Here is a 19,079-nt window from a genome sequence, read left to right on the forward strand (position 1 = left end):
TCAGAACTCCGCGACCGGCCGGACCACGACCGACCCGCCGGCCCGCGACCCAGGGCACTTCGCGGCCCAGTCGAGCGCGACATCCAGATCCGGTACGTCGATCACGTAGAACCCGCCGAGCACCTCGCGGGTCTCCGCGAACGGACCGTCCGTCACCGTCCGCTTGCCGTCGTTAGCGACCTGGACGCGCGTCGCGGTGACCAGATCGGCGAGCGACTCGGACGCGACCACCACCCCGGAGTCGGTGATCTCCTTGTCGAACCGCATCCAGTCCTCGGGCTCGCATCCGACCGGCGCGTTCGCCGAGTCGAGCTCCGCGGCGTTGATCAGCAGCATGTACTTCACGTCGTACCTCCTGTGAGCGTGTTTACAGCATGACCACGAACGGGTTCGCCCCGAATGGACAGGGTCGGAGAGGATTGGGCCATGAATGTTTTGCCATCGGGTGAGCAGTGGGTCCTCCGCGGCGGCGGGTACGAGGCGACGGTGGTGAGCGTCGGGGGTGGGCTGCGCGGGCTCACGTACGACGGCCGCCCGGTCCTGCTCGGGTACGGCGAGGACGAGGCCGCGCATGCGGGCATCGGCCAGCACCTGTTCCCGTGGCCGAACCGCATCACCGACGGGCGCTACACGTTCGAGGGCACCGAGCAGCAGCTGTACCTGACCGAGCCCGCCCGCTCGAACGCCATCCACGGTCTGACCCGCTGGGCCAACTGGCTCCGGGTCGACGACGGCTCGGATCCCGCCGCGCTGGTCGCCGGCCACCGCCTCCACGGCCAGCCCGGCTACCCCCACCAGCTCGACCTCCGGCTCGAATACCGCCTGACCGACCACCTGACCGTCACCGCCACTGCTACCAACGTCGGTGGGACGTCAGCGCCCTACGGCTATGGAGCACATCCGTATCTCAGCGTCGGACGTCCCATCGACGAGTGCGTCCTCGAGTTCGCCGCAGCCGACCGCCTGGAAGTGTCCGCGGAGCGCATGCAGCCCGTGGGTCTCACGCCGGTCGCCGGTTCGTCGTACGACTTCAGCGGCGGCCGGGTCATCGGGACGACCTCGATCGACCACGCTTTCACCGGGCTCGGCGGCTCGTGGTCCGTGTCGTTGACCAATCCCGACAGCGGCGCCCGGTCGGTGCTGAGCAGTGACACGCCCTGGATGCAGCTGTTCACCGGCGAGGCGGTCGGGCGTACGGCGCTCGCGGTCGAGCCGATGACGTGTCCGCCGGACGCGTTCGTCACCGGTCAGGACCTGGTCGTCCTGAAGCCCGGCGAGTCCCACACGACTAGCTTCGCGGTGGCCGTTTAGCTCCGGCGCCGTGGTCGCGAGCCACCGCCGCGAGCTCCTTCGCGGCGCGGCTCGCCCGGGATCCCTCCGCGGCCTGGACCGCGAGGATGCCGATCCGGTTGCCATCGGCATCGAACAGCTGGAGCCACGCGTCGCCCGGCCGGAACCGCAGGCCGCTGATCTCCGACCAGCTCAGTGTGTACGTCTTGAACACGTTCCGGACCCGCAGCCCGTCGGCGTACGCCGTGACCCGCAGCGTCGTCATCCGGTACAGGATCCAGAACACGGCCCCGAAGAACACCAGCAACGTGATCCGCTGGAACCAGCTGAACGAGTCCTTGGCGTCGGCCGGCAGCCGGATCCAGATCACCCCGAACACCGCCAGCAGCGACAGGCCCATCACCCCGGCCATCAGCGCGAGAATCCGCGGATGGAAGGTGAAGAGCCTGTCGGCGGACATTTCAGATCCGGCAGGCGTGGATGTCTGTGGTGAGGATGGCACGGGCGCCCACCTCCCACAGCTGGTCCATCAGGCGCTGCGCCTCGGCGCGCTGCACCATCACCCGGACGGCGACCCAGCCCTGCCGGTGCAGCGGGGAGATCGTCGGCGACTCCAGGCCGGGTGCGACCGAGGTCGCAGCGTCGACGGCTTCGGCGCGGATGTCGTAGTCCATCATCACGTAGTTGCGCGCGATCAGGACGCCCTCGAGCCGGCGGACCAGCTGCTGGATGCCGTTCGGCGGGCTCTCGACGCCGTGCCGCTTGATCAGTACCGCCTCGGACTTCAGGATCGGCTCCCCGAACACCTCGAGTCCGGCCTGGCGCAGCGTCGTACCGGTCTCCACCACATCGGCGATCACGTCGGCGACACCGAGCTGGACGGCCGACTCGACGGCTCCGTCCAGGCGGACCACGGAGGCGTCGACGCCGTTCTCGGCCAGGTGGTCCTGGAGGACCCCGGCGTACGACGTGGCGATGCGTTTCCCGGCCAGGTCCTTGATCGAGTCCGCGACCCCGGGGCGCCCGGCGAACCGGAACGTGGACGATCCGAACCCGAGGCCCATGATCACGTCCGCGTCGGCGTGCGAGTCGAGCACCAGGTCCCGGCCGGAGATGCCGACGTCGAGGGTGCCCTCGCCGACGTACACGGCGATGTCACGGGGACGGAGGTAGTAGAACTCGACCTCGTTGGCCGAGTCGGTGAGGGTGAGGTCCTTGGTGGTCCGGCGCTGTTTGTAGCCGGCCTCGACGAGCATCTCGGTGGCGGCTTCGCTCAGCGAGCCCTTGTTCGGTACTGCGACGCGCAGCATGGCGACTGCCCTTTCTGGGGTTGTGAACCGGTGATCTGTGGATGCGCTCCTACAGATGTCGGTACACGTCGTCGAGGTCCAGGCCGAGGGCATGCATCATCACCTGAGCGTGGTAGATGAGCTGTGACAGCTCCTCCGCGGCGCGCTCCTTGCCCTCGTACTCCGCTGCCATCCATGACTCGGCGGCCTCTTCGACCAGCTTCTTGCCGATCGCGTGCACGCCGGCATCCAGCGCCGCCACGGTCCCGGAACCCTCCGGCCGCGTCGCCGCCTTCTCACCCAGCTCGGCAAACAGCTCCTCAAAACTCTTCATCGCGCGCCAAGCCTACGGGGTCCGGCTCCCGGCCCAGCTATCCAGGTCCGGTGGGCGGACCGGATACTGGAGCCATGGAGGAGCCGACGCAGATCTCGGTGATGCTCGCGGTGTCCGACGCTCCGGCCGCCGCGGCCTGGTACGCGCGGGCGCTCGGCGCGGTCGAGCTGTGGAACCTGGGCAGCGTGATCGGCCTCAGCGTCGGCGGCGCCCCGGTGTTCCTGGGCGAGCCGGGGAACAACATCTGGAGAACGCCTACTTCGACCGGCGCTCCGACGGTCCGGGTCGAGGTGTTCGTGGACGATCCGGACGGTTTCGTCCAGCGTGCCGTCGAGGCAGGCGCGGACGGGAGCTTCGACCCGGTCCGCGACCACGAGGTGCCGTGGGGTACGCACCGGCAGGGGTCGTTCCTGGATCCGTTCGGTCACCTGTGGTTCGTCGGGGATCGGTCGCCACTAGGCCCCAGCGAGCGCGGCTGATCTCGTCCGCGGCGCCGAGTGCGCGTCGACGTACCAGTCGTGCTGCTCGGACAGCAGCCGCTTGACCATGGCGTAGTCGATGGTGTCGTCGGGCGTGCGGAGGTGGTACGGCGGCGGATAGAACGCGTCGCCGAGCAGCGCGACACCGTCCGCGACGACGATCAGCGAGTCCGGGGCGTGGTTGCCGCCGACGTGACGCAGTACGACGCCGGTCGGGAGTGTGAGGGTCTCGTCGAAGGTCTGGTCGGGGAGCACGATCCGGAACTCGGACCAGTCGGGTACGGCGAGCGCGCGGGCGCGGAAGCTCGGGCCGAGTTTGGGGTTGGCGTCGACCTGGTCGTGGAGGTAACGGTGGCTCCACGGCTTTTCCGCTTCGTTGGTGAGGATTTGGGCCGCTGACGCGTGGGCGATGACGGTGACGTCGTCCCAGGCTGAGGCGCCCCAGGTGTGGTCCCAGTGGTGGTGCGTGTAGACGAGCCACTTCGGCGCGGGCAGTCCGGCAGCTTCTATCGCCGCTTGGATCGCTCGGGCCTGGTCCGGGCTGTTGCCGGCGTCGACGAGGACGGATCCCTCTTCGTCCGCGATGACGGCGACGGACGGGCGGATCGCGTCGGGGTCCGGGTCGTGCGGGTAGAGCCAGACCCGGCCGGCGAGGTGCTGGAGCATGTGGCCGACGATAGCCGTATGCAGAATCCCCGGAGAGTCCGCGAGCTCGGCGTCGTCGTCGGCACCCTGCCCACCGGTCCGCTGAACGCGATCACCGACGTCCCCGGGGTCCGCGTCGGTCAGACCACCCTCACCGGCGACGGCCTGCACACCGGGGTCACCGCGATCGTCCCAGACGAGTATGCCGGGACGCTTCCGGCGGCCGTTGCGGTCGGCAACGGGTACGGTAAGCTCATCGGCACCACGCAGGTCGACGAACTCGGCGTGATCGAGACCCCGGTCCTGCTCACCGGCACGCTGAGTACGTTCCGCGTCGCCGACGCCCTGCTGACCTGGCTCCTCGACCGCGATCCCAAGGCCACCAGCCTGAACCCGATCGTCGGCGAAACCAACGACTCCTACCTCTCCGACATCCGCCGCCGTCCCATCACCCCCGCCCACGTCCACGCCGCCCTGGACTCGGCCTCCCCTGCCCTCCCCACCGAAGGCTGCGCCGGCGCCGGCACCGGCACCACCGCCCTCGGCTACAAGGCCGGCATAGGCACCGCCTCCCGCACCCTCGCCGGGAAGACGGTTGGGGTCTTGGTGCAGGCGAACTTCTCCGGGGTGCTCACTGTGTTGGGGCGGCCGATTCCCGCAGCGCCTGTCGATGCGGATGGCAACAGTTGCATGATCGTGGTGGCGACTGATCTGCCGCTCGACTCCCGCCAACTGGGGCGGCTGGCGCGGCGAGCGGTGTTCGCGATGGGGCGGGTCGGTTCCGACTTCGCGCCCGGGAGCGGCGACTACGCGATCGCCTTCACCACGAACCGCGCACCGGACTACGCGGACCGCGACCTCCGCGGCCCGTTCCAAGCAGTCACCGAGTCAGTCGAGGAAGCGCTCCTCAACTCCCTCACCATGGCGCGAACCACCACCGGGCATCACGGCCACACCGCCCACGCCGTACCCCACGACCTCATCCGCAACCTCACCTAGTCACCGCACACCTGCCTGTACTGCGGCATTTCCAAGCCGCCCGCTCCGACCAACCGACTTTCGCTGGCCGGCGACGATCAGCAGACCGAAGGCGACCACAGCCGCCGCAGTACGGATCGCATGCGCGACCTGCCACCCATCGCGGACGCTCGCCCAGTCGGACGGGGGGTTCTGCACGGACCACGCAGCCTGGTCCGAGTTGATCGGCAGGTTGACCGCCAGCGTCGTGGCGAACACCACCACCAGCAACACCAACGCCACCAACACAAGCCGCCGATTGTTGCCTCGGGCCCGGACCACCAGAACCGCCGTGGTGATCAGCGCCGGGATCAACGTTGCCGAGGCCAACTTGTCCAGAGAGTCCAGCTCCACCAACCGCGTCTGCGTGTAGACCGCCGCGTCGTACCCGCGCAACGAGTTCTCCAGCACGAGCACGCACACCAGAAACCCAGCGAACAGCCCGCTGAACAGCAGGCTCGCCGACCGCACGAACCGCGTCATCAGTACGACACCCCAACCGGCTGATCGATGGTCGCCGGGTCGTCGAGCACCGCGAGCATCAAGTGCGCCACGTCCGCCCGCGAAACGAGGTACCCCTTCGTCACGGTCCCGCCGACCATGGTGCGGTAACGCCCGGTCAGCGGTTTGTTGTTGAGCTTCGGCGGGCGCACGATCGTCCACTCCGCGACGCTGCTCATGATCGCGGTCTCCATCAGCCGGAGATCCGCATACACGTCGGCCGCGAACGCGTTGATCATCGGGTACACCACCCGCCGGTTCAGGAAACTCTCGTCCGGCGGGACCGGTCCGAGCGGCGCGGCGCTGACCGCGACGAACCGCCGTACCCCGGCCGCTTCCATTGCCGTCAGCATCGATCGCGTACTCCGCGACGCCACCGGGCCGTCCTTCCGGCTCCGGGCGCCCACACCGGACACCACCGCCGTGCTCCCGTCGAGCGCCTCCCGCAGCGGCTCGGCCGCGTCCAGACCCGCCACCCGAACCACCTCCAGCGACGGATGGTCCACCTCGAACGTCGACGACGTCCGCACCACGGCGGTCACCTTGTGCCCCGCATCGAGCGCCTGCCGTACGACGTGACCGCCGATTCCACCGGTCGCACCGAAAACCGTGATCCTCATTCCACGCCTCCTCGCACTACCATTGATCTCATATAGTACGAGATTCATAAGATATGCGACAGATCAGATCGGCGTGATGCGCGCCACCGGCCGGGTCAGGAGTAGAGGTCGTGCAGGGCGCGTCCGAGGTCCGCGAGTTCGGTGCGCAGTTCGGCCGGCTCGAGCACCTCCACCGCGGCACCGAACCGGCTCAGCGACGCCGCCGCGTTGGTGATCGACTCGATCGGGATCGTCACCACGACACTCCCGTCGGCCGCCGGCTCGGCGGCCGCCACCGCCTTGACCAGGCCCGGGAACGAGATGTCGTAGATCCTCGCGGCCAGCGCTGCCGAGACCCGTACGACGGCCTCGGCGGTGTACCGGACGCGGTCGAAGCCTTCGAGGTGGTTCTGCCAGAACCGCATCAGATTGAAGTCCGGGTCGCGCTCGAAGATGTCGTCGGTCGGCGTCAGTTCGAGGATGTTCGAGACGCGGTACGTGCGCAGTCCATTCGCGGTGGCGGCCACGACGTACCAGGCACCGTTCTTCAGGACCAGGCCGTGCGGCTCCAGGACGCGCTCGACCTCGCGGGGCTCCTCCCAGCGGCGGTACAGCACGCGGATCTTGCGGTCGTGCAGGACCGCGTCGGCGACGGCCGACAGATGCGGGGAGTCCTCGGCGTCCTGGTACCAGGCCGGCAGGTCGAGGTGGAAGCGGTTCTTGAGCCGGCCGGCGCGGTCCCGCTGGTCGGGCGCGAGGGCGGCGAGCAGTTTGAGCTCGGCCGCACTCGTCTCCGCGGTCAGCCCGAGCGCCGCCGCCGCGCCCGGCATGCCGACCAGGAAGAGTGCGGCCGCCTCCTGCTCGGTCAGCCCGGTGAGCTTGGTGCGGTACCCCTCGACGAGCCGATATCCACCGGCGCGCCCCTGGTCGGCGTACACCGGAACCCCGGCCGCCGCGAGCGCCTCGACGTCGCGATAGATCGTGCGGAGCGACACCTCGAGCTCGTCCGCGAGCTCACGCGCGGTCAACTGCCGGCGCGTCTGCAGCAACAACAGGATCGACAACAGCCGGCTCGAACGCATGCTCACCAGGTTAGCCGTGAACACTGCCATGGACTGTCAGGTATGCCCGGGACGCTTGGCTGCATGGAGACCACGACGACCTGGACCAAAGCCACCGGCGACTTCGACTTCCTCAACGGGTACTTCGACGTCCACCACCGGACCCTGAAACAAGCCTTCGCCGGTTGCGACGAGTGGCTCGAGTACGACGGCACCACGACGGCGCACACGTACTTCGACGGGCAGATCAGCATCGACGAGATGCGCTTCCCGACGAAGGGCTCGTACGGGCTCTCGCTGCGCGTGTTCGACCCGGCGGCTCGCCGCTGGAGTATCTGGTGGGTCGACAGCCGGACGATGAAGCTTTACCCACCTGTGCACGGCGGCTGGTCGGCCGACGGTACTTCGTGCCGGCTCGTCGGTGAGGACTCGCTCGACGGGTTCCCGATCCTGTGCAGCTACGAGTGGTCGGACATCACCGAGGAGACCGCGCACTGGGAGCAGGCGTACTCCAGCGACGGCGGCAAGACCTGGGAAACCAACTGGATCATGGACTTCACCCGCCGCTCCGATCCTCCGCCGCCGCTCGACGTACCGAAGGTCACCGACGACTTCGACTTCCTCGTCGGGCGGTGGTCGTTCCACAACCTCCGGCGTCGCCCGGTGCTCGGCGAGCCCTTCGAGTGGCACGAGTTCGACGCCGAACTACAAGCCACAACGTACTTCGACGGGGCCATCAGCGTCGACGAGGGCTGGTACCCGACGGAAGGCTTCCGTGGCGCGACGTTCCGGCTGTACGACCCGACGACCCACACGTGGTCCATCCACTGGATCAACAGCGAACGCGGCCACCTGGAGACGCCCGTCATCGGCTCCTTCAGCGGCGACACCGGCATCTTCGAGGGCCCCGACGACCTCAACGGCCAACCGATCGACGTCCGCTTCCTCTGGACCCGAGGCACCGACAAGGCCGCTTGGGAACAGTCCTTCTCCACCGACGGCGGCAAGTCCTGGACCACCAACTGGCACATGAACCACACGCGGGTGGAGTGATCAGCGCTCCCTGGTGCTTGCCATGCGAGCGATTCGTCTGACCTTGAACAGGCGATGGGGGCCTTGGACAGGTCATGCCATGTGCCAGGCCCCCACCGGGTGTCCGAGGTTCACCAGACGACCGGTCGCCCGGAGACGCGTGGGGCTAGCTCAGTTGTCTGACGGCGGCGAGGGTGGAGAGGGCGGCTTGGGTTGCTTCGTAGCCCTTGTCTTCTCGGCTGTCGGGGAGGCCGGCTCGGTCCAGAGCCTGGGGGTCGTTGTCGCAGGTGAGTAAGCCGAAGCCGACGGGGATCCCGGTCGTCACGCCGACCTGCATCAAACCCTCGGTCGCCGCCTGGCAGACGTACTCGAAGTGCGGCGTGTCCCCCCGGATCACCACGCCCAGCGCGACCACCGCGTCGTACCCGGCCTTGGCCGCATGCAACGACGCAACCGGAAGCTCGAACGACCCCGGCACCCGGATGACCGTGTAGTCGCTGATCCCGGAGTCGTCCAGCGCCCGGATCGCCCCGGCGACCAGAGCGTCCGTGACTTTCGGGTGCCATTGGGCCGCGACAACCGCGACGCGGGCGCCGTCGACGCGAGGGACCTCGATGGTTGGTGCTCCACTGCCCGACATCAGCCGGCTCCGTTCTCTTCCGTGAGTACGCCGCCCGGCAGGTGGTGACCCATCCGGTCGCGCTTCGTCCGCAGGTACCGCAGGTTGTGCTCGGTCGGATCGATGGAGATGCCGCGGCGCTCCACGACGTCGATGCCGTACCCCTGAACCCCCGCGAGCTTGTCGGGATTGTTGGTCAGCAGCCGCACGGACGTCACCCCGAGGTCGGCCAGGATCTGCGCCCCGGTGCCATAGTCACGAGCATCGGCCGGCAGCCCGAGATCCAGGTTCGCGTCGACCGTGTCGCGGCCCGCGTCCTGCAGCTCGTATGCCTGCAGCTTGTGCAGCAACCCGATCCCGCGCCCCTCATGACCGCGCAGGTAAACCACCACGCCGCCCTCGGCAGCGACCTGCCGCATCGCCTCGTCCAGCTGCGGCCCGCAGTCGCACCGCAACGAACCGAACACGTCTCCGGTCAAGCACTCCGAATGCAACCGCACCAACGTCGGCCCATCACCGATCGGGCCGCGTACCAACGCCAGCTGCTCCGAGCCGTCCACCGTGTTCCGGTAGCCGTGGGCAATGAAATCGCCGTACTGCGTCGGCAACGTGGTGGTCGCGACCCGCTGGATCTGCGACTCCGTACGACGCCGGTACCGGATCAGGTCGTCGATCGACACCAGCACCAGCCCGTGCTCGTCCGCGAACGCCCGCAGCTCGGCACCGCGCTTCATCGTCCCGTCGTCGTTCACCATCTCGGAGATCACCGCGGCCGGCGTCAATCCAGCCAGCCGCGCCAGGTCGATCGATGCCTCGGTGTGCCCGGGCCGCACGAGTACGCCGCCCTCCCGGCCGCGCAGCGGGAACACATGCCCCGGCTGCACCAGGTCGTACGACTCCGAGGCGGAATCGGTCAGCACCCGGATCGTCCGGGCCCGGTCGGCCGCCGAGATGCCGGTACTGATCCCGTCCCGCGCATCGACCGAGATCGTGTACGCCGTCCGCATCCGCTCGCGGTTGTGCGGCGTCATCAACGGGATCCCGAGCCGGTCGAGCTCGCTGCCCTCCATCGGCACGCACACCACACCCGAGCTGTACCGGATCAGGAACGCCAGCAGCTCCGGCGTCGCCTTGGACGCGGCGAAGATCAGGTCGCCCTCGTTCTCGCGGTCCTCGTCGTCGACCACGATCACCGGTCGCCCGGCGCGGATCTCGTCGATCGCATGCTCGATCGTGTCGAGTTTCAAGACGTTACCCATGTCAGCCCACCACCACTGGTTCCGGCGGAGCAACCCGCTCCTGGTTCTGGATCTTCCACCACGACGCGAATCCGATGATGCAGAACAGTCCGTACACGACGTACATCGACGCCGACGGATAGAACTTCGCCTGCACCAGCAGCGGTACGCCGACCACGTCGACCGCGACCCAGATCAGCCAGAACTCGACGAACCCGCGCGCCATCCCGTACGTCGCCAGGATCGACCCGGTCAGGATCCACGCGTCCCACTGCGGTCCCCACGAGCCGAGTGCCTTCAGCACGAAGTACGCGATCGCGTAGATCACGACGCCGATGCCGAGCAGTTCGAGTCGTTGCCTCGCCGTCGCCCACTTGGGCTGGACCGCCGAAGCGGAACCGCCGTGACGGGTCTGGTACCAGCGGTACCACCCGTACAGGCTGATCAGTGCGAAGAACACCTGCCGGCCGGCCTGGCCCCACAGGTCCTTGTCCTGCGGCGTGTCGAAGATCCCGCCGACGAAGACCGTGAACAGCAGCACGTTGCCGACGATGCCGACCGGCCACGCGGCGACCAGCCGGCGCATGCCGAACAGCGCACTGGCCAGACCGAACACGTTGCCGACGATCTCCCGAACCAGCACCGGCGAGCCGGCGATCGTCACCTGGGAGTGCAACAGCCAGTCGATCGGGTTCACTTGTTGCCTCCAGCAATTAGTCTCTCGACGTACTTCGCGATCACGTCGACCTCGAGGTTGACGGTGTCGCCCACTTTGTTCCGCCCGAGCACGGTCAGCTCCAGCGTGGTCGGGATCAGGCTGATCCCGAACGTCCCGGACGCGTCGTCGACATCGGTCACGGTCAGCGAGACCCCGTCGACCGCGATCGAGCCCTTCTCGGCGACGTACTTGAGGATCTCGGGCGTCGTCTCGACCCGGACGTCTTCCCAGTGCTCACCGGGGCTGCGCGAGGCGATCGTGCCGGTGCCGTCGACGTGCCCCTGCACGATGTGACCGCCTAGCCGCGCGTGTGCGGTGACGGCACGCTCCAGGTTGACCGACGAGCCCTTGTCGAGGCCGCCCAGGCTGGTGCGCTGCAGTGTCTCGCGCATCACGTCCGCGGTGAACACGCCGTCGCCATGCTCGACCACCGTCAGGCAGCAGCCGTTGACCGCGATCGAGTCGCCGTGACCGGCGTCCTCCGTCACCTTCGGCCCGCGGATCGTCAACCGAGCCGCGTCGCCGTCGAGCAGGTCCAGGGACTCGACCGTGCCGAGTTCTTCGATGATGCCGGTGAACATCTACTTTCCTCCCAGAGGGACCAGGGTCAGCCGGACGTCGTCACCGAGGCGGCTGACGTCCGCTAGCTTGAACCGCCGCAGGTGGTCGATCGATTCCGCGCCGAGGTCGCCGACCGCGGCGAACCCGGAGCCGAGCACGGCCGGGGCGACGTACGCGACGATCTGGTCGACCAGGCCGGCGCGCAGGAACGCGGCGGCCAGCGTCGGACCGCCTTCGAGCCAGAGGTGCCGGATCTGCCGGTCGTCCAGCTGCCGGAGCACCTCGGCGGGATCATGGGTCGGCAGCAGCAACGTCTCCGCGCGGTCGTTGCGGACCCGCGCGGCCGGTGGGACCTCCCGGTCTCCGACGACGACACGGAGCGGCTGCCGCGCCGCCGGTACGTCGTTCTCGTCGCGGACCGTCAGCTCAGGGTCGTCGTCCAGCACGGTCTGGGTGCCGACGGCAATCGCGTCGCACTCTGCGCGATGCCGATGTACGTCGGCGCGCGCGATCGGGCCGGTGATCCACTTGCTCGACCGGTCCGGCGCCGCGGAGCGACCGTCGAGCGTGGTCGCGAACTTCCAGGTGACGAACGGGCGACCGGCCCGGACACTGTGCAGCCAGACGTAGTTGACCGCCTCGGCCTCGTCCCGAAGGACGCCCTCGACGACCTCGATGTTCTTGCTGGTCAGCTTCTCGGCGCCGCCCGCCGCGGTGCGATTCGGGTCCGGTACGGCGTACACGACCCGCGCGACCCCGGCCTCGATCAGCGCATCCGCGCACGGGCCGGTCCGGCCGGTGTGGTTGCAGGGCTCCAGCGTGACGTACGCCGTACCGCCGCGGGCGCGCTCTCCGGCCATCCGGAGCGCTTCGACCTCGGCATGCGGGCCACCGGCAACGGCATGGAAGCCCTCGCCGACCGGATGGCCGTCCGGGCCGGTCACGACACAGCCGACCACCGGGTTCGGATGGGTGCTGCCGACACCTTTCGCGGCCAGTTCGACCGCACGCCGCATCCACGCGACATCAATCGGCGAAGCGTTACTCACTGCTCGGTCCCTCGTCGTCACGGACGCACTACCGGGGTCTCGTGACGACCGGCGACCACGCTCCGCCATCCGGGCTTCGCCGTACGCCACCTCGCGCACGCCCTGCCGACCGGACAACAGAGCACACCCGCCGACCGCGTGCGCCTCCCATCCGGACTTTCACCGTCGGTCCCGGAATTCCACCAGGTCAACCGATCGCCAAACCGCAGCGACCGGGTCGCGGACTGTCACCGCCGGCTCGGAATTACACCGACCCCGGAGCACGCGAGTGGGTTCACTCGTAGTTCAAGTATGCCTCTCCCCGCAAGCCACACCACGACCTGGGTCACATCGTGGTCCGTTCCTGCCCCTCCTGCCGGCTCGGCGCGATCCGCCGGGTGAAGGCCAGGCCGACGGCGGCCACGGCACACGCCACCGCGACGGCCAGGATGAGCGGCCGGTACCCGAATCCATCGGCCAGCCCCGCGCCGCCGAGCGGCCCGAGCGCCTTCGCGATCGTGGTCGGCGTACCCAGCATCCCGGCGATCGTGCCGAACCCGCTCGCGCCGTACCGGTCGAGCAGAATCGCCGGCGTCGCGATCGACGACACCCCGAACCCGAGCCCGAACAGCACCAGACACCCGATCGCTCCCCCGACGTGACGTCCGACGGCCGGCAGCAGGGCGATCGCGATCGCCTGGACGAACAAGATCAGCGAGGTGATCGTCGCCATCGGCAACCACCGCGCGGACACGCTCGTCACCAACCGGCCGGTCACCGACAACAGACCGAGCAGCCCCGCCAAACTCGCCGCCCGCGCCGGCGGATGCCCGAGACTGACCAGGTACAGCACCAGGTGGACCGAGACCGCCGCCAGCGCAGCACTGTGCACGACGAACGCACCAGCAAGCACCCAAAACCCAGGATCCCGAAGCACCCTGCTCGGCGACCCAACCTGCCTCACACCGAGGTCTGTGCTGCCGCCTGAGCTGCGGCCCACGCCGGGGCCTGCGCTCTGGTCCGCGCTGGGACGGGCGCCGCGGTCCACGCTGCGATCCGCGCTCTGGTCCGCGCTGGGACGGGCGCCGCGGTCCACGCTGCGATCCGCGCTCTGGTCCGCGCTGGGACCCACGCCGCGGCCCACGCTCTGGTCTGCGCTCTGGTCCGCGCTGGGACGCGCGTTGCGATCCGCGCTGGGGCCGGTGCTGCGGCCGGTGCTGGCGGCTGGGCTGTCGGCCGGGCGTGGGGGGCCGGGGTGTACGGCGAGGAGGTGGAGGGGGACTGTGATCGCGGCGAGGGTGCCGGCCAGGATCATCAACGCGGTACGCCAGCCGTGAGCGTGGGCGAGGTACCCGGTGAGCGGCAGGAAGATCGAACTGGCCAACCCACCGACGAGCGTGATCGTGAGGATGGAGTTGGTCCGCTTGGCTGGTTCCGCGACGGCGACCACGACCGCGAACGCCGGTGGATACAACACCATCGCGCAGGCGACACCGATCACGGCAAACACGGCGTACAACTGCACGACGTTCTGCACCTGCGACCACCCGAGCACAGCGACCGTGGCAAGCACCGAGCCGCTGGACATCAGTCCGCGCCCGCCGCGCACATCCAGCCGACGACCGATCGGGATCGACATCAGACCGCTCACCAGTACCGCGGTGGTCGACGCGCCGACCGTAGTGGTGGTGGAGATGGAGAGCTCGGCGCTCATCGGCCCCAGCAGGGCGCTGAACGCGTAGATCAGTACGCCGTACCCGACCGTCGTCGTGACCGCGAGCGCGCCGACCATCAGGCGCAGCCGGTCACCCTTCGCCCCAGTGACAAGTGTCGAACCCATCACCGTCATTATTTCACGCCGAACCCCACCCGCCCGGTGAATTTCCTCTCACCGAAACAGCAACCAGGCCGCACTCCCCAACAACGCAACCGCCCCCACAAAACAGACCCCCGCAACCACCCACAACCCCCGCCGGTGTTTGGGAGCCGCCGGAGCCGTAGCGTCGCCGCCGCGCTCAACCGGCACCGAGTCCTGCGGCCCGCCAGACGCGGCCACCGGCGCGACTCCACCGCCTCGCGCGGGCGCCGGCGCAGCCGCACCACCGTGCCCGGGCGCCGATGCACCCGCACCACCGTGCGCGGATGCAGACGTACCCGCACCTCCCCGCGCGGGTGCCAGCGCAGCCGTACCACCCTGCCCGGATGGCGGCCTAGCCGCACCCTGCCCGGGTGCACCACCGTGACCGAGTGCCGACGCAGCCACACCACCGTGCTCGGATGCCGACGCAGCCCCACCACCCTGCCCATGTGCCGGAGCAGCCTCAGCACCGTGCCTGGATGCCGACCTAGACGCACCACCCGGCCCAGCCGAACCTCCCCGCGCCGGCACAGCCGCACCGCCCTGCGCGGACGCAGACCTAGCCGCCGCGTCCTGCTCCGGTGCCGGAATAGCCGCACCGCCCTCCGCGTGTGCCGGCGCAGCCGCACCACCATGTCCGGAGGCTGGCACAGCCGCCGCACCCTGCCCGGGTGCAGACATGGTTGCGCCGTCCTGGGCCGGTGCTGGCGTGGCCGCACCGCCGTGCGCGACGACCGGTGTAGCCGCGTCGGCGCGGTTGGGTGGTTGTGGGTAGCGGTCGGTGGGGGGTGGGGTGGTGGGTGGTGCTGTGTGGTGGTGGGGTTGCGGGCCCGTGGGGGTCCAGGCCGGTGGGAGGGGTGGGAGTTGATCGAAGACCTCGGGGGCGTCGGGGTTCTGGGCCCACGGATCAGTTCCCGGCGGGGGTATGGCGCCGGTTGCGGCCAGGAGTCGGCCGGCGGAGGCGGCGGACTCGGGTCGGTCGGACGGATTCCTTGCCGTCAGATGGCGGACGAAGTCCCGCAGAGCTCCGTCGAGGTCGGGGAGCTTGCCGTCTGTGCCGGGTCGTTCGCCGGTGAGGAGTTCGACTGTGACGGCGCCGACGGCGTACAGGTCCTGGCGGGGGTCGGGGTCCGCGCCCGCCAGCTGTTCGGGGGCCTGGTATCCGGGCGTGCCGAGGACGGTGCTGTGGCGGGTCATGCGCGGTTCGTCGAGGAGGCCGGCGACGCCGAAGTCCGACAAACGCAGGTGCGGCCACCCCGTACCGGTGGCGTCAAGCAGAAGGTTGGCCGGCTTCACATCGCGATGTACGACGCGTGCCGCATGTACTGCGGACAACCCGTGCAACAGCTGATCCACCAGGACAGCGACGTACGACTCGGGCAGCGGACCGTGATCACCGAGCAGCGTCGCGACCGACCCGCCGCGCACCAGCTCCATCGCGAACACGACCTTGTCGTCATCCGCCGCCCATCCGTGCGGCGCCACCACATGCCGGTGCTCGATCCGCAACGACTGCTCCCGCACGAACCGCAGCAAGGTCGCCGCATCGTGCTGCCCCAGCACCTTCGCCGCCACGTACGCCGAGCGCCGCAGGTCCCACGCCCGCCAGACCGACCCCATCCCTCCGATCCCGACGAGGTCGATCAGCCGATACCGCCCAGCAAACGCCTCCACCACCCAGAACCTACCGCCCCGACCGCCCACCTCCGGCAGGACGCCGCACCACGCCGAACCGCGAAGGACGCGCAGCCCCGGATCATCGAGCGATCCGGGCCGCGGGCATTGGGTCAGCGATGCGGAGGTTGCTGAGGTGGCTGATGCCCGCCCTGGTTCGGGTACTGCGGCGTAGCCTGGTTCGGGTACTGGTGCTGACCGTGCTGCCACGTGCCAGCTGCCTGAGGGGTCGGCCTGGCGCGGAGACGGAGTACCACGAGGATCCCGATCAGGAGCAGCAGAACACCACCACCGCCGAGGCCGGCGACCAGCGCGAGCGGAGGTCCGTCGCTCGGAGTGGGGTCGCCCACCACCGGGCCGCCGGCTTCAGTCTTGTCGCCGCTGCCTGGGGTCTCCGACGACTGCGAAGGCGTCGCGGTCGGGGTCGGTGTGATCGAGTCGCCGGAGACCGGAGTGGCGCCGTCTACGTACTGCGGTTTGCCTGTGCCTGCGGTGCCTTCGAGGGCGACGGTCAGCGTCATCGGGATGGCGAAGGCCTTGTCGTCGTCCTTGCGGGTCACGGAGAGCGCGATGTAGTACTCACCGGGCATCGCAGTGCCCTTGTCCATGGTGTTCGCGCCGTCGCGGTTGAGGTAGCGGACCTCCTTGGTCGTATTCGCTTTGACGACCCCGTCCTTGGTCAGCACGCCGCGCCGCCCGACGTTGCCGGGCACCTGCTTCGCGAACGTGGCGATCACGTCCTCGCCGAGCGGTGAGATCAGCCCCATGTCGAGGTACCGGATCCCGTCGATCGCCTTCGCGGTCGCGGCTCCCAGCTTCGGCACCGTCGCCTGCGCCTGGATGCGCTGACCCCAATCGGCCTTGATCCGGTAGAGCTGCACTTCGCCTGGCATGAGGGTGGTCTTGAAGCTGCCCGGCGTGATGAGCGGAGCGTCGGCGAAGCTCGAGCCCGGAATGATCGCGCTCGGTGTGACACCCGGCATCGGAGTCCAGGTCGGGTCGTCGGCCTCGGGCGGCAGGTTCGTGGTGGAGTCGACCGGCGGCTCCTCGTCCACGCGTAACTCGTACGGAACGCCCTTCATCTCGCGGAAGGCGTCACCGGCCGAGACAGTCAGCACCAACTGGTCGTCGGTGCTGCAGCCCTTGGGGTAGTCGCCTGTCCAGCTCGAGGCGGCACCGGTGGCGATGCCCTGATCACCGTCGAACGCGAGCGGATAGCTCCAGCCGCAGTTCTCGCCGCCGATCGTCTTGAGGAAGACCTCGGCCTTGAGCACGAAGCTGCCGCCCGACGGCCGCCGGAAGCTGACGCCGGCGCGCAGGGTCGACTTCGCCATCGTCCGCTTGATCAGGTAGTACTTCGCGGTCTGGTCGTTGCCGAAGGTGTCCGAGTAGTGGCCCGGGGCAAGGGTCGGCGCGCCTTCCTGCTGCGGTCCACCCTGCACCGGCGTGCCGGAGATGCGGAACGGGCGGAAGGCCCGCGTGGACAAGCGGTCCAACCCCGCCTCGAGGTCGATGGTCGAGTCGGCGTCGTAGTAGTCGCCGCGACCCTCCCGAGCGACGCACTGCAGTTGGCTGCGTGCCTTGCCGCCGACGCGGAACCCGACGACGTCGATCTTCAGGTCGATGCCCTGCTTGGCGATGGACTGCGCGACCACACAGGGATCCGGCGCGCAGGTGGCCTCGCCGTCGGAGACCAGCACGATGGTGCGTTGGCCGACCGGACCGAGATCCTTGGCCGCCTGCTGGAGCGCGTAGCCGATCGGTGTCTCGCCGTACGGCTTGTACTTCGCGATCGCGGCCTGCAGTTGGGGCCGGTTGCTCGTGCCGATCGGGACCGTCAGCTGGGTGTCGGTGCAGGCACCGGGCTGGGTGCGTTTGAACACGGTCGCGCCGTACACCCGCAGGCCGACCTCGGCGGCCGACGGGAGCTTGCTGACCACCTGGGTCAGGGCGGTCCGGGCGGCGGTGATCTTCGTCTGCCCGTCGCCGGCCGGCTCCTTCATCGAGCCGGACGAGTCGAGCACCAGGACAAGCTTGCCGCCCGACGGCGCGGGATCGGCCAGCGCGGTCCCGGTGGTCAGCCCGGCCAGCACAGCCGTCAGTGTGATGGCGAGGAGCGCCCACACCGCAGGGCGGCGGCGTGGCTGGTGAGTCGTCATCGTTTCCTCCAGTGAGATTCGCTGCCGCAAACATTTGCAGTTTGCGATCGCGAATGTCAAGTCCGATCCGACTGGAAATTTGCGTTCGCTAGTGCGAAGATATTTGCAATCGCGACGCGATGGCCGACAGAAGGGTCAGACCGATGGACCAGACAGCGCACAACCTCCAGCAGCAGATCGAGCTGTACGGCGAGCCGCTCGGAGACACAGTACGGCGCATCCTGGGTCCACTCGGGCTGACGCAGGGCGGGCTCGCGCAGGTGATCGGCATGTCCGCCCCGATGTTGTCCCAGCTCGTCAGCGCCCAGCGGGTGAAGATCGGCAACCCGGCGGTGATGGCACGGCTGCGGGCGGCGACGGAGCTGGCCGACCTCGCGATCGCGAGCGAGATCTGGCCGGACGACATTCCGTCTTCGCTGGACCGGATCCGGGCGACCACCGGAGGGCTGACCACCTCGGGGGCGACCGGGCAGCTGAGCAGGGACGGCCGGCCTTCGAGTGGCTCGCCGGTCGGCGGCGCTGTGGCCTCGGGGCTACCCGACGGAGAGGTGCCGTCGGGGTTCGGCGCGCCCGGCCCGGCCCAGATGGCTCTTGCGGCCGGCATCCATACCCCTCTGCCTGCCGGCGTGGTGATGAGCGGGGACGACGGGCCCATGCCCCGGGCCGTCGTGCGGGCGATCCAGGATCTGCTCCGCGAGGTTGCGTCGGCCGACGAGATCCAGCGAGCTGCGATCGCCATCGAGACGGAGTCGCCCGCATTGGCCGAGTTACTGCTGGCGTACGGGACCGGCAGGACGGCGGATGCCCTTGCCCACTATGAGCAACATCACGGCTGAGCGACAGCACGGGCAGCGACCAGCCGCCCAGCAGCGCTTCCAGTTAACACGAGCTGAGTAGACATTCGGGTCCGTCTCATCCTTTGTCGGCGTGGAATTCCGCCACCGAGTCTGGTGTTGGGTTGCGTCGGCGGGGCGGAT

21 protein-coding genes and 1 riboswitch are annotated in these 19,079 nt (G+C 69.1%); of the genes, 5 read left to right on the forward strand and 16 right to left on the reverse strand.

Going from position 1 to position 19,079, the window contains the following annotated elements; translation table 11 throughout:
- Entirely contained in the window at positions 1–336 is a 336-nt protein-coding gene (locus ACIA58_RS33755) for a YciI family protein (RefSeq protein ID WP_396408707.1), read from the reverse strand.
- 90 nt (positions 337–426) lie between these two features.
- Between ACIA58_RS33755 and ACIA58_RS33760 the strand changes: the two genes are divergently transcribed.
- Entirely contained in the window at positions 427–1,311 is an 885-nt protein-coding gene (locus tag ACIA58_RS33760) for an aldose 1-epimerase family protein (protein WP_396407897.1), read from the forward strand.
- On the opposite strand, the gene ACIA58_RS33765 is transcribed toward ACIA58_RS33760, so the two are convergent.
- Genes ACIA58_RS33765 through ACIA58_RS33775 form a run of 3 tightly spaced genes read right to left on the reverse strand, consistent with a single transcriptional unit; the run spans position 1,289 to position 2,913 of the window.
- Complete coding sequence (locus tag ACIA58_RS33765) at positions 1,289–1,750, reverse strand: PH domain-containing protein (RefSeq protein ID WP_396407898.1); 462 nt, start codon at positions 1,748–1,750, stop codon at positions 1,289–1,291. The two genes, ACIA58_RS33760 and ACIA58_RS33765, sit on opposite strands and share 23 nt — an antisense overlap.
- A 1-nt stretch (position 1,751) precedes the next feature.
- A complete protein-coding gene (gene hisG / locus ACIA58_RS33770) occupies positions 1,752–2,600 on the reverse strand; it encodes an ATP phosphoribosyltransferase (RefSeq protein ID WP_396407899.1) in 849 nt (282 codons plus the stop codon).
- Positions 2,601–2,649: 49 nt separating this feature from the next.
- Positions 2,650–2,913, reverse strand: coding sequence for a phosphoribosyl-ATP diphosphatase (locus tag ACIA58_RS33775; RefSeq protein WP_396407900.1), 264 nt, complete (start codon positions 2,911–2,913; stop codon positions 2,650–2,652).
- Positions 2,914–2,987: 74 nt separating this feature from the next.
- Here ACIA58_RS33775 and ACIA58_RS33780 point away from each other — a divergent pair, with 74 nt between their 5' ends.
- Positions 2,988–3,392, forward strand: a complete 405-nt coding sequence (locus tag ACIA58_RS33780; RefSeq protein WP_396407901.1) for a VOC family protein — start codon at positions 2,988–2,990, stop codon at positions 3,390–3,392.
- Here ACIA58_RS33780 and ACIA58_RS33785 read toward each other — a convergent pair.
- Complete coding sequence (locus ACIA58_RS33785) at positions 3,369–4,058, reverse strand: MBL fold metallo-hydrolase (RefSeq protein WP_396407902.1); 690 nt, start codon at positions 4,056–4,058, stop codon at positions 3,369–3,371. The two genes, ACIA58_RS33780 and ACIA58_RS33785, sit on opposite strands and share 24 nt — an antisense overlap.
- Before the next feature lie 18 nt (positions 4,059–4,076).
- On the opposite strand from ACIA58_RS33785, the gene ACIA58_RS33790 reads away from it, so the two are divergent.
- Positions 4,077–5,036, forward strand: a complete 960-nt coding sequence (locus tag ACIA58_RS33790) for a P1 family peptidase (protein ID WP_396407903.1) — start codon at positions 4,077–4,079, stop codon at positions 5,034–5,036.
- Here ACIA58_RS33790 and ACIA58_RS33795 read toward each other — a convergent pair whose 3' ends face one another.
- The 3 genes from ACIA58_RS33795 to ACIA58_RS33805 form a co-directional block, all read right to left on the reverse strand.
- The gene (locus ACIA58_RS33795) at positions 5,037–5,537 is read right to left on the reverse strand and encodes an anthrone oxygenase family protein (RefSeq protein WP_396407904.1); all 501 of its coding nucleotides are present in this window, start codon (positions 5,535–5,537) and stop codon (positions 5,037–5,039) included.
- Complete coding sequence (locus ACIA58_RS33800) at positions 5,537–6,175, reverse strand: NAD(P)-dependent oxidoreductase (RefSeq protein WP_396407905.1); 639 nt, start codon at positions 6,173–6,175, stop codon at positions 5,537–5,539. Before ACIA58_RS33800 ends, ACIA58_RS33795 begins: the two co-directional genes overlap by 1 nt.
- A 95-nt stretch (positions 6,176–6,270) precedes the next feature.
- A complete protein-coding gene (locus tag ACIA58_RS33805; protein ID WP_396407906.1) occupies positions 6,271–7,236 on the reverse strand; it encodes a helix-turn-helix transcriptional regulator in 966 nt (321 codons plus the stop codon).
- Positions 7,237–7,299: 63 nt separating this feature from the next.
- Here ACIA58_RS33805 and ACIA58_RS33810 point away from each other — a divergent pair, with 63 nt between their 5' ends.
- Entirely contained in the window at positions 7,300–8,268 is a 969-nt protein-coding gene (locus ACIA58_RS33810) for a hypothetical protein (protein ID WP_396407907.1), read from the forward strand.
- Positions 8,269–8,413: 145 nt separating this feature from the next.
- Here the strand turns inward: ACIA58_RS33810 and ribH are convergent, their stop codons facing one another.
- From ribH to ACIA58_RS33850, 8 genes are all read right to left on the reverse strand, one after another.
- Positions 8,414–8,887, reverse strand: a complete 474-nt coding sequence (gene ribH, locus ACIA58_RS33815) for a 6,7-dimethyl-8-ribityllumazine synthase (RefSeq protein WP_396407908.1) — start codon at positions 8,885–8,887, stop codon at positions 8,414–8,416.
- Positions 8,887–10,125: a bifunctional 3,4-dihydroxy-2-butanone-4-phosphate synthase/GTP cyclohydrolase II gene (locus ACIA58_RS33820; RefSeq protein WP_396407909.1), complete on the reverse strand. Its 1,239-nt coding sequence runs from the start codon at positions 10,123–10,125 to the stop codon at positions 8,887–8,889. The genes ribH and ACIA58_RS33820 overlap by 1 nt, the downstream gene beginning before the upstream one ends.
- A gap of 1 nt (position 10,126) precedes the next feature.
- Positions 10,127–10,801, reverse strand: coding sequence for a nicotinamide riboside transporter PnuC (gene pnuC, locus ACIA58_RS33825; RefSeq protein ID WP_396407910.1), 675 nt, complete (start codon positions 10,799–10,801; stop codon positions 10,127–10,129).
- Entirely contained in the window at positions 10,798–11,403 is a 606-nt protein-coding gene (locus ACIA58_RS33830) for a riboflavin synthase (protein ID WP_396407911.1), read from the reverse strand. Before ACIA58_RS33830 ends, pnuC begins: the two co-directional genes overlap by 4 nt.
- Positions 11,404–12,432, reverse strand: coding sequence for a bifunctional diaminohydroxyphosphoribosylaminopyrimidine deaminase/5-amino-6-(5-phosphoribosylamino)uracil reductase RibD (ribD, locus tag ACIA58_RS33835; protein WP_396407912.1), 1,029 nt, complete (start codon positions 12,430–12,432; stop codon positions 11,404–11,406).
- Positions 12,433–12,566: 134 nt separating this feature from the next.
- Positions 12,567–12,700, reverse strand: a riboswitch (FMN riboswitch).
- 57 nt (positions 12,701–12,757) lie between these two features.
- On the reverse strand, positions 12,758–14,251 hold the full coding sequence (locus ACIA58_RS33840) for an MFS transporter (protein ID WP_396407913.1): 1,494 nt from the start codon (positions 14,249–14,251) through the stop codon (positions 12,758–12,760).
- Positions 14,252–14,299: 48 nt separating this feature from the next.
- Positions 14,300–15,943, reverse strand: a complete 1,644-nt coding sequence (locus ACIA58_RS33845) for a protein kinase (RefSeq protein WP_396407914.1) — start codon at positions 15,941–15,943, stop codon at positions 14,300–14,302.
- A gap of 113 nt (positions 15,944–16,056) precedes the next feature.
- Positions 16,057–18,102 (reverse strand): VWA domain-containing protein, encoded by a 2,046-nt coding sequence (locus tag ACIA58_RS33850; protein ID WP_396407915.1) that lies wholly within the window; start codon positions 18,100–18,102, stop codon positions 16,057–16,059.
- A 143-nt stretch (positions 18,103–18,245) separates the two neighbouring features.
- Here ACIA58_RS33850 and ACIA58_RS33855 point away from each other — a divergent pair, with 143 nt between their 5' ends.
- Positions 18,246–18,938, forward strand: a complete 693-nt coding sequence (locus ACIA58_RS33855) for a DNA-binding protein (RefSeq protein WP_396407916.1) — start codon at positions 18,246–18,248, stop codon at positions 18,936–18,938.
- Positions 18,939–19,079: the final 141 nt, after the last annotated feature.

Source organism: Kribbella sp. NPDC051586 (assembly GCF_044453965.1).
In the GTDB taxonomy this organism is placed as follows: Bacteria; Actinomycetota; Actinomycetes; order Propionibacteriales; family Kribbellaceae; genus Kribbella.

What these genes read in the sequence shown, in the direction of transcription:
- ACIA58_RS33810 (WP_396407907.1), top strand. Translation starts at nt 7,300, where the DNA reads ATGGAGACCACGACGACCTGGACCAAAGCCACCGGCGACTTCGACTTC.
- ACIA58_RS33775 (WP_396407900.1), bottom strand. Translation starts at nt 2,913, where the DNA reads ATGAAGAGTTTTGAGGAGCTGTTTGCCGAGCTGGGTGAGAAGGCGGCG.
- ACIA58_RS33830 (WP_396407911.1), bottom strand. Translation starts at nt 11,403, where the DNA reads ATGTTCACCGGCATCATCGAAGAACTCGGCACGGTCGAGTCCCTGGAC.
- ACIA58_RS33855 (WP_396407916.1), top strand. Translation starts at nt 18,246, where the DNA reads ATGGACCAGACAGCGCACAACCTCCAGCAGCAGATCGAGCTGTACGGC.
- ACIA58_RS33790 (WP_396407903.1), top strand. Translation starts at nt 4,077, where the DNA reads ATGCAGAATCCCCGGAGAGTCCGCGAGCTCGGCGTCGTCGTCGGCACC.
- ACIA58_RS33840 (WP_396407913.1), bottom strand. Translation starts at nt 14,251, where the DNA reads ATGGGTTCGACACTTGTCACTGGGGCGAAGGGTGACCGGCTGCGCCTG.
- ACIA58_RS33820 (WP_396407909.1), bottom strand. Translation starts at nt 10,125, where the DNA reads ATGGGTAACGTCTTGAAACTCGACACGATCGAGCATGCGATCGACGAG.
- hisG (WP_396407899.1), bottom strand. Translation starts at nt 2,600, where the DNA reads ATGCTGCGCGTCGCAGTACCGAACAAGGGCTCGCTGAGCGAAGCCGCC.
- ACIA58_RS33805 (WP_396407906.1), bottom strand. Translation starts at nt 7,236, where the DNA reads ATGCGTTCGAGCCGGCTGTTGTCGATCCTGTTGTTGCTGCAGACGCGC.
- ACIA58_RS33755 (WP_396408707.1), bottom strand. Translation starts at nt 336, where the DNA reads ATGCTGCTGATCAACGCCGCGGAGCTCGACTCGGCGAACGCGCCGGTC.
- ACIA58_RS33785 (WP_396407902.1), bottom strand. Translation starts at nt 4,058, where the DNA reads ATGCTCCAGCACCTCGCCGGCCGGGTCTGGCTCTACCCGCACGACCCG.
- ACIA58_RS33780 (WP_396407901.1), top strand. Translation starts at nt 2,988, where the DNA reads ATGGAGGAGCCGACGCAGATCTCGGTGATGCTCGCGGTGTCCGACGCT.
- ACIA58_RS33795 (WP_396407904.1), bottom strand. Translation starts at nt 5,537, where the DNA reads ATGACGCGGTTCGTGCGGTCGGCGAGCCTGCTGTTCAGCGGGCTGTTC.
- ACIA58_RS33760 (WP_396407897.1), top strand. Translation starts at nt 427, where the DNA reads ATGAATGTTTTGCCATCGGGTGAGCAGTGGGTCCTCCGCGGCGGCGGG.
- ACIA58_RS33850 (WP_396407915.1), bottom strand. Translation starts at nt 18,102, where the DNA reads ATGACGACTCACCAGCCACGCCGCCGCCCTGCGGTGTGGGCGCTCCTC.
- ACIA58_RS33765 (WP_396407898.1), bottom strand. Translation starts at nt 1,750, where the DNA reads ATGTCCGCCGACAGGCTCTTCACCTTCCATCCGCGGATTCTCGCGCTG.
- ACIA58_RS33800 (WP_396407905.1), bottom strand. Translation starts at nt 6,175, where the DNA reads ATGAGGATCACGGTTTTCGGTGCGACCGGTGGAATCGGCGGTCACGTC.
- ribH (WP_396407908.1), bottom strand. Translation starts at nt 8,887, where the DNA reads ATGTCGGGCAGTGGAGCACCAACCATCGAGGTCCCTCGCGTCGACGGC.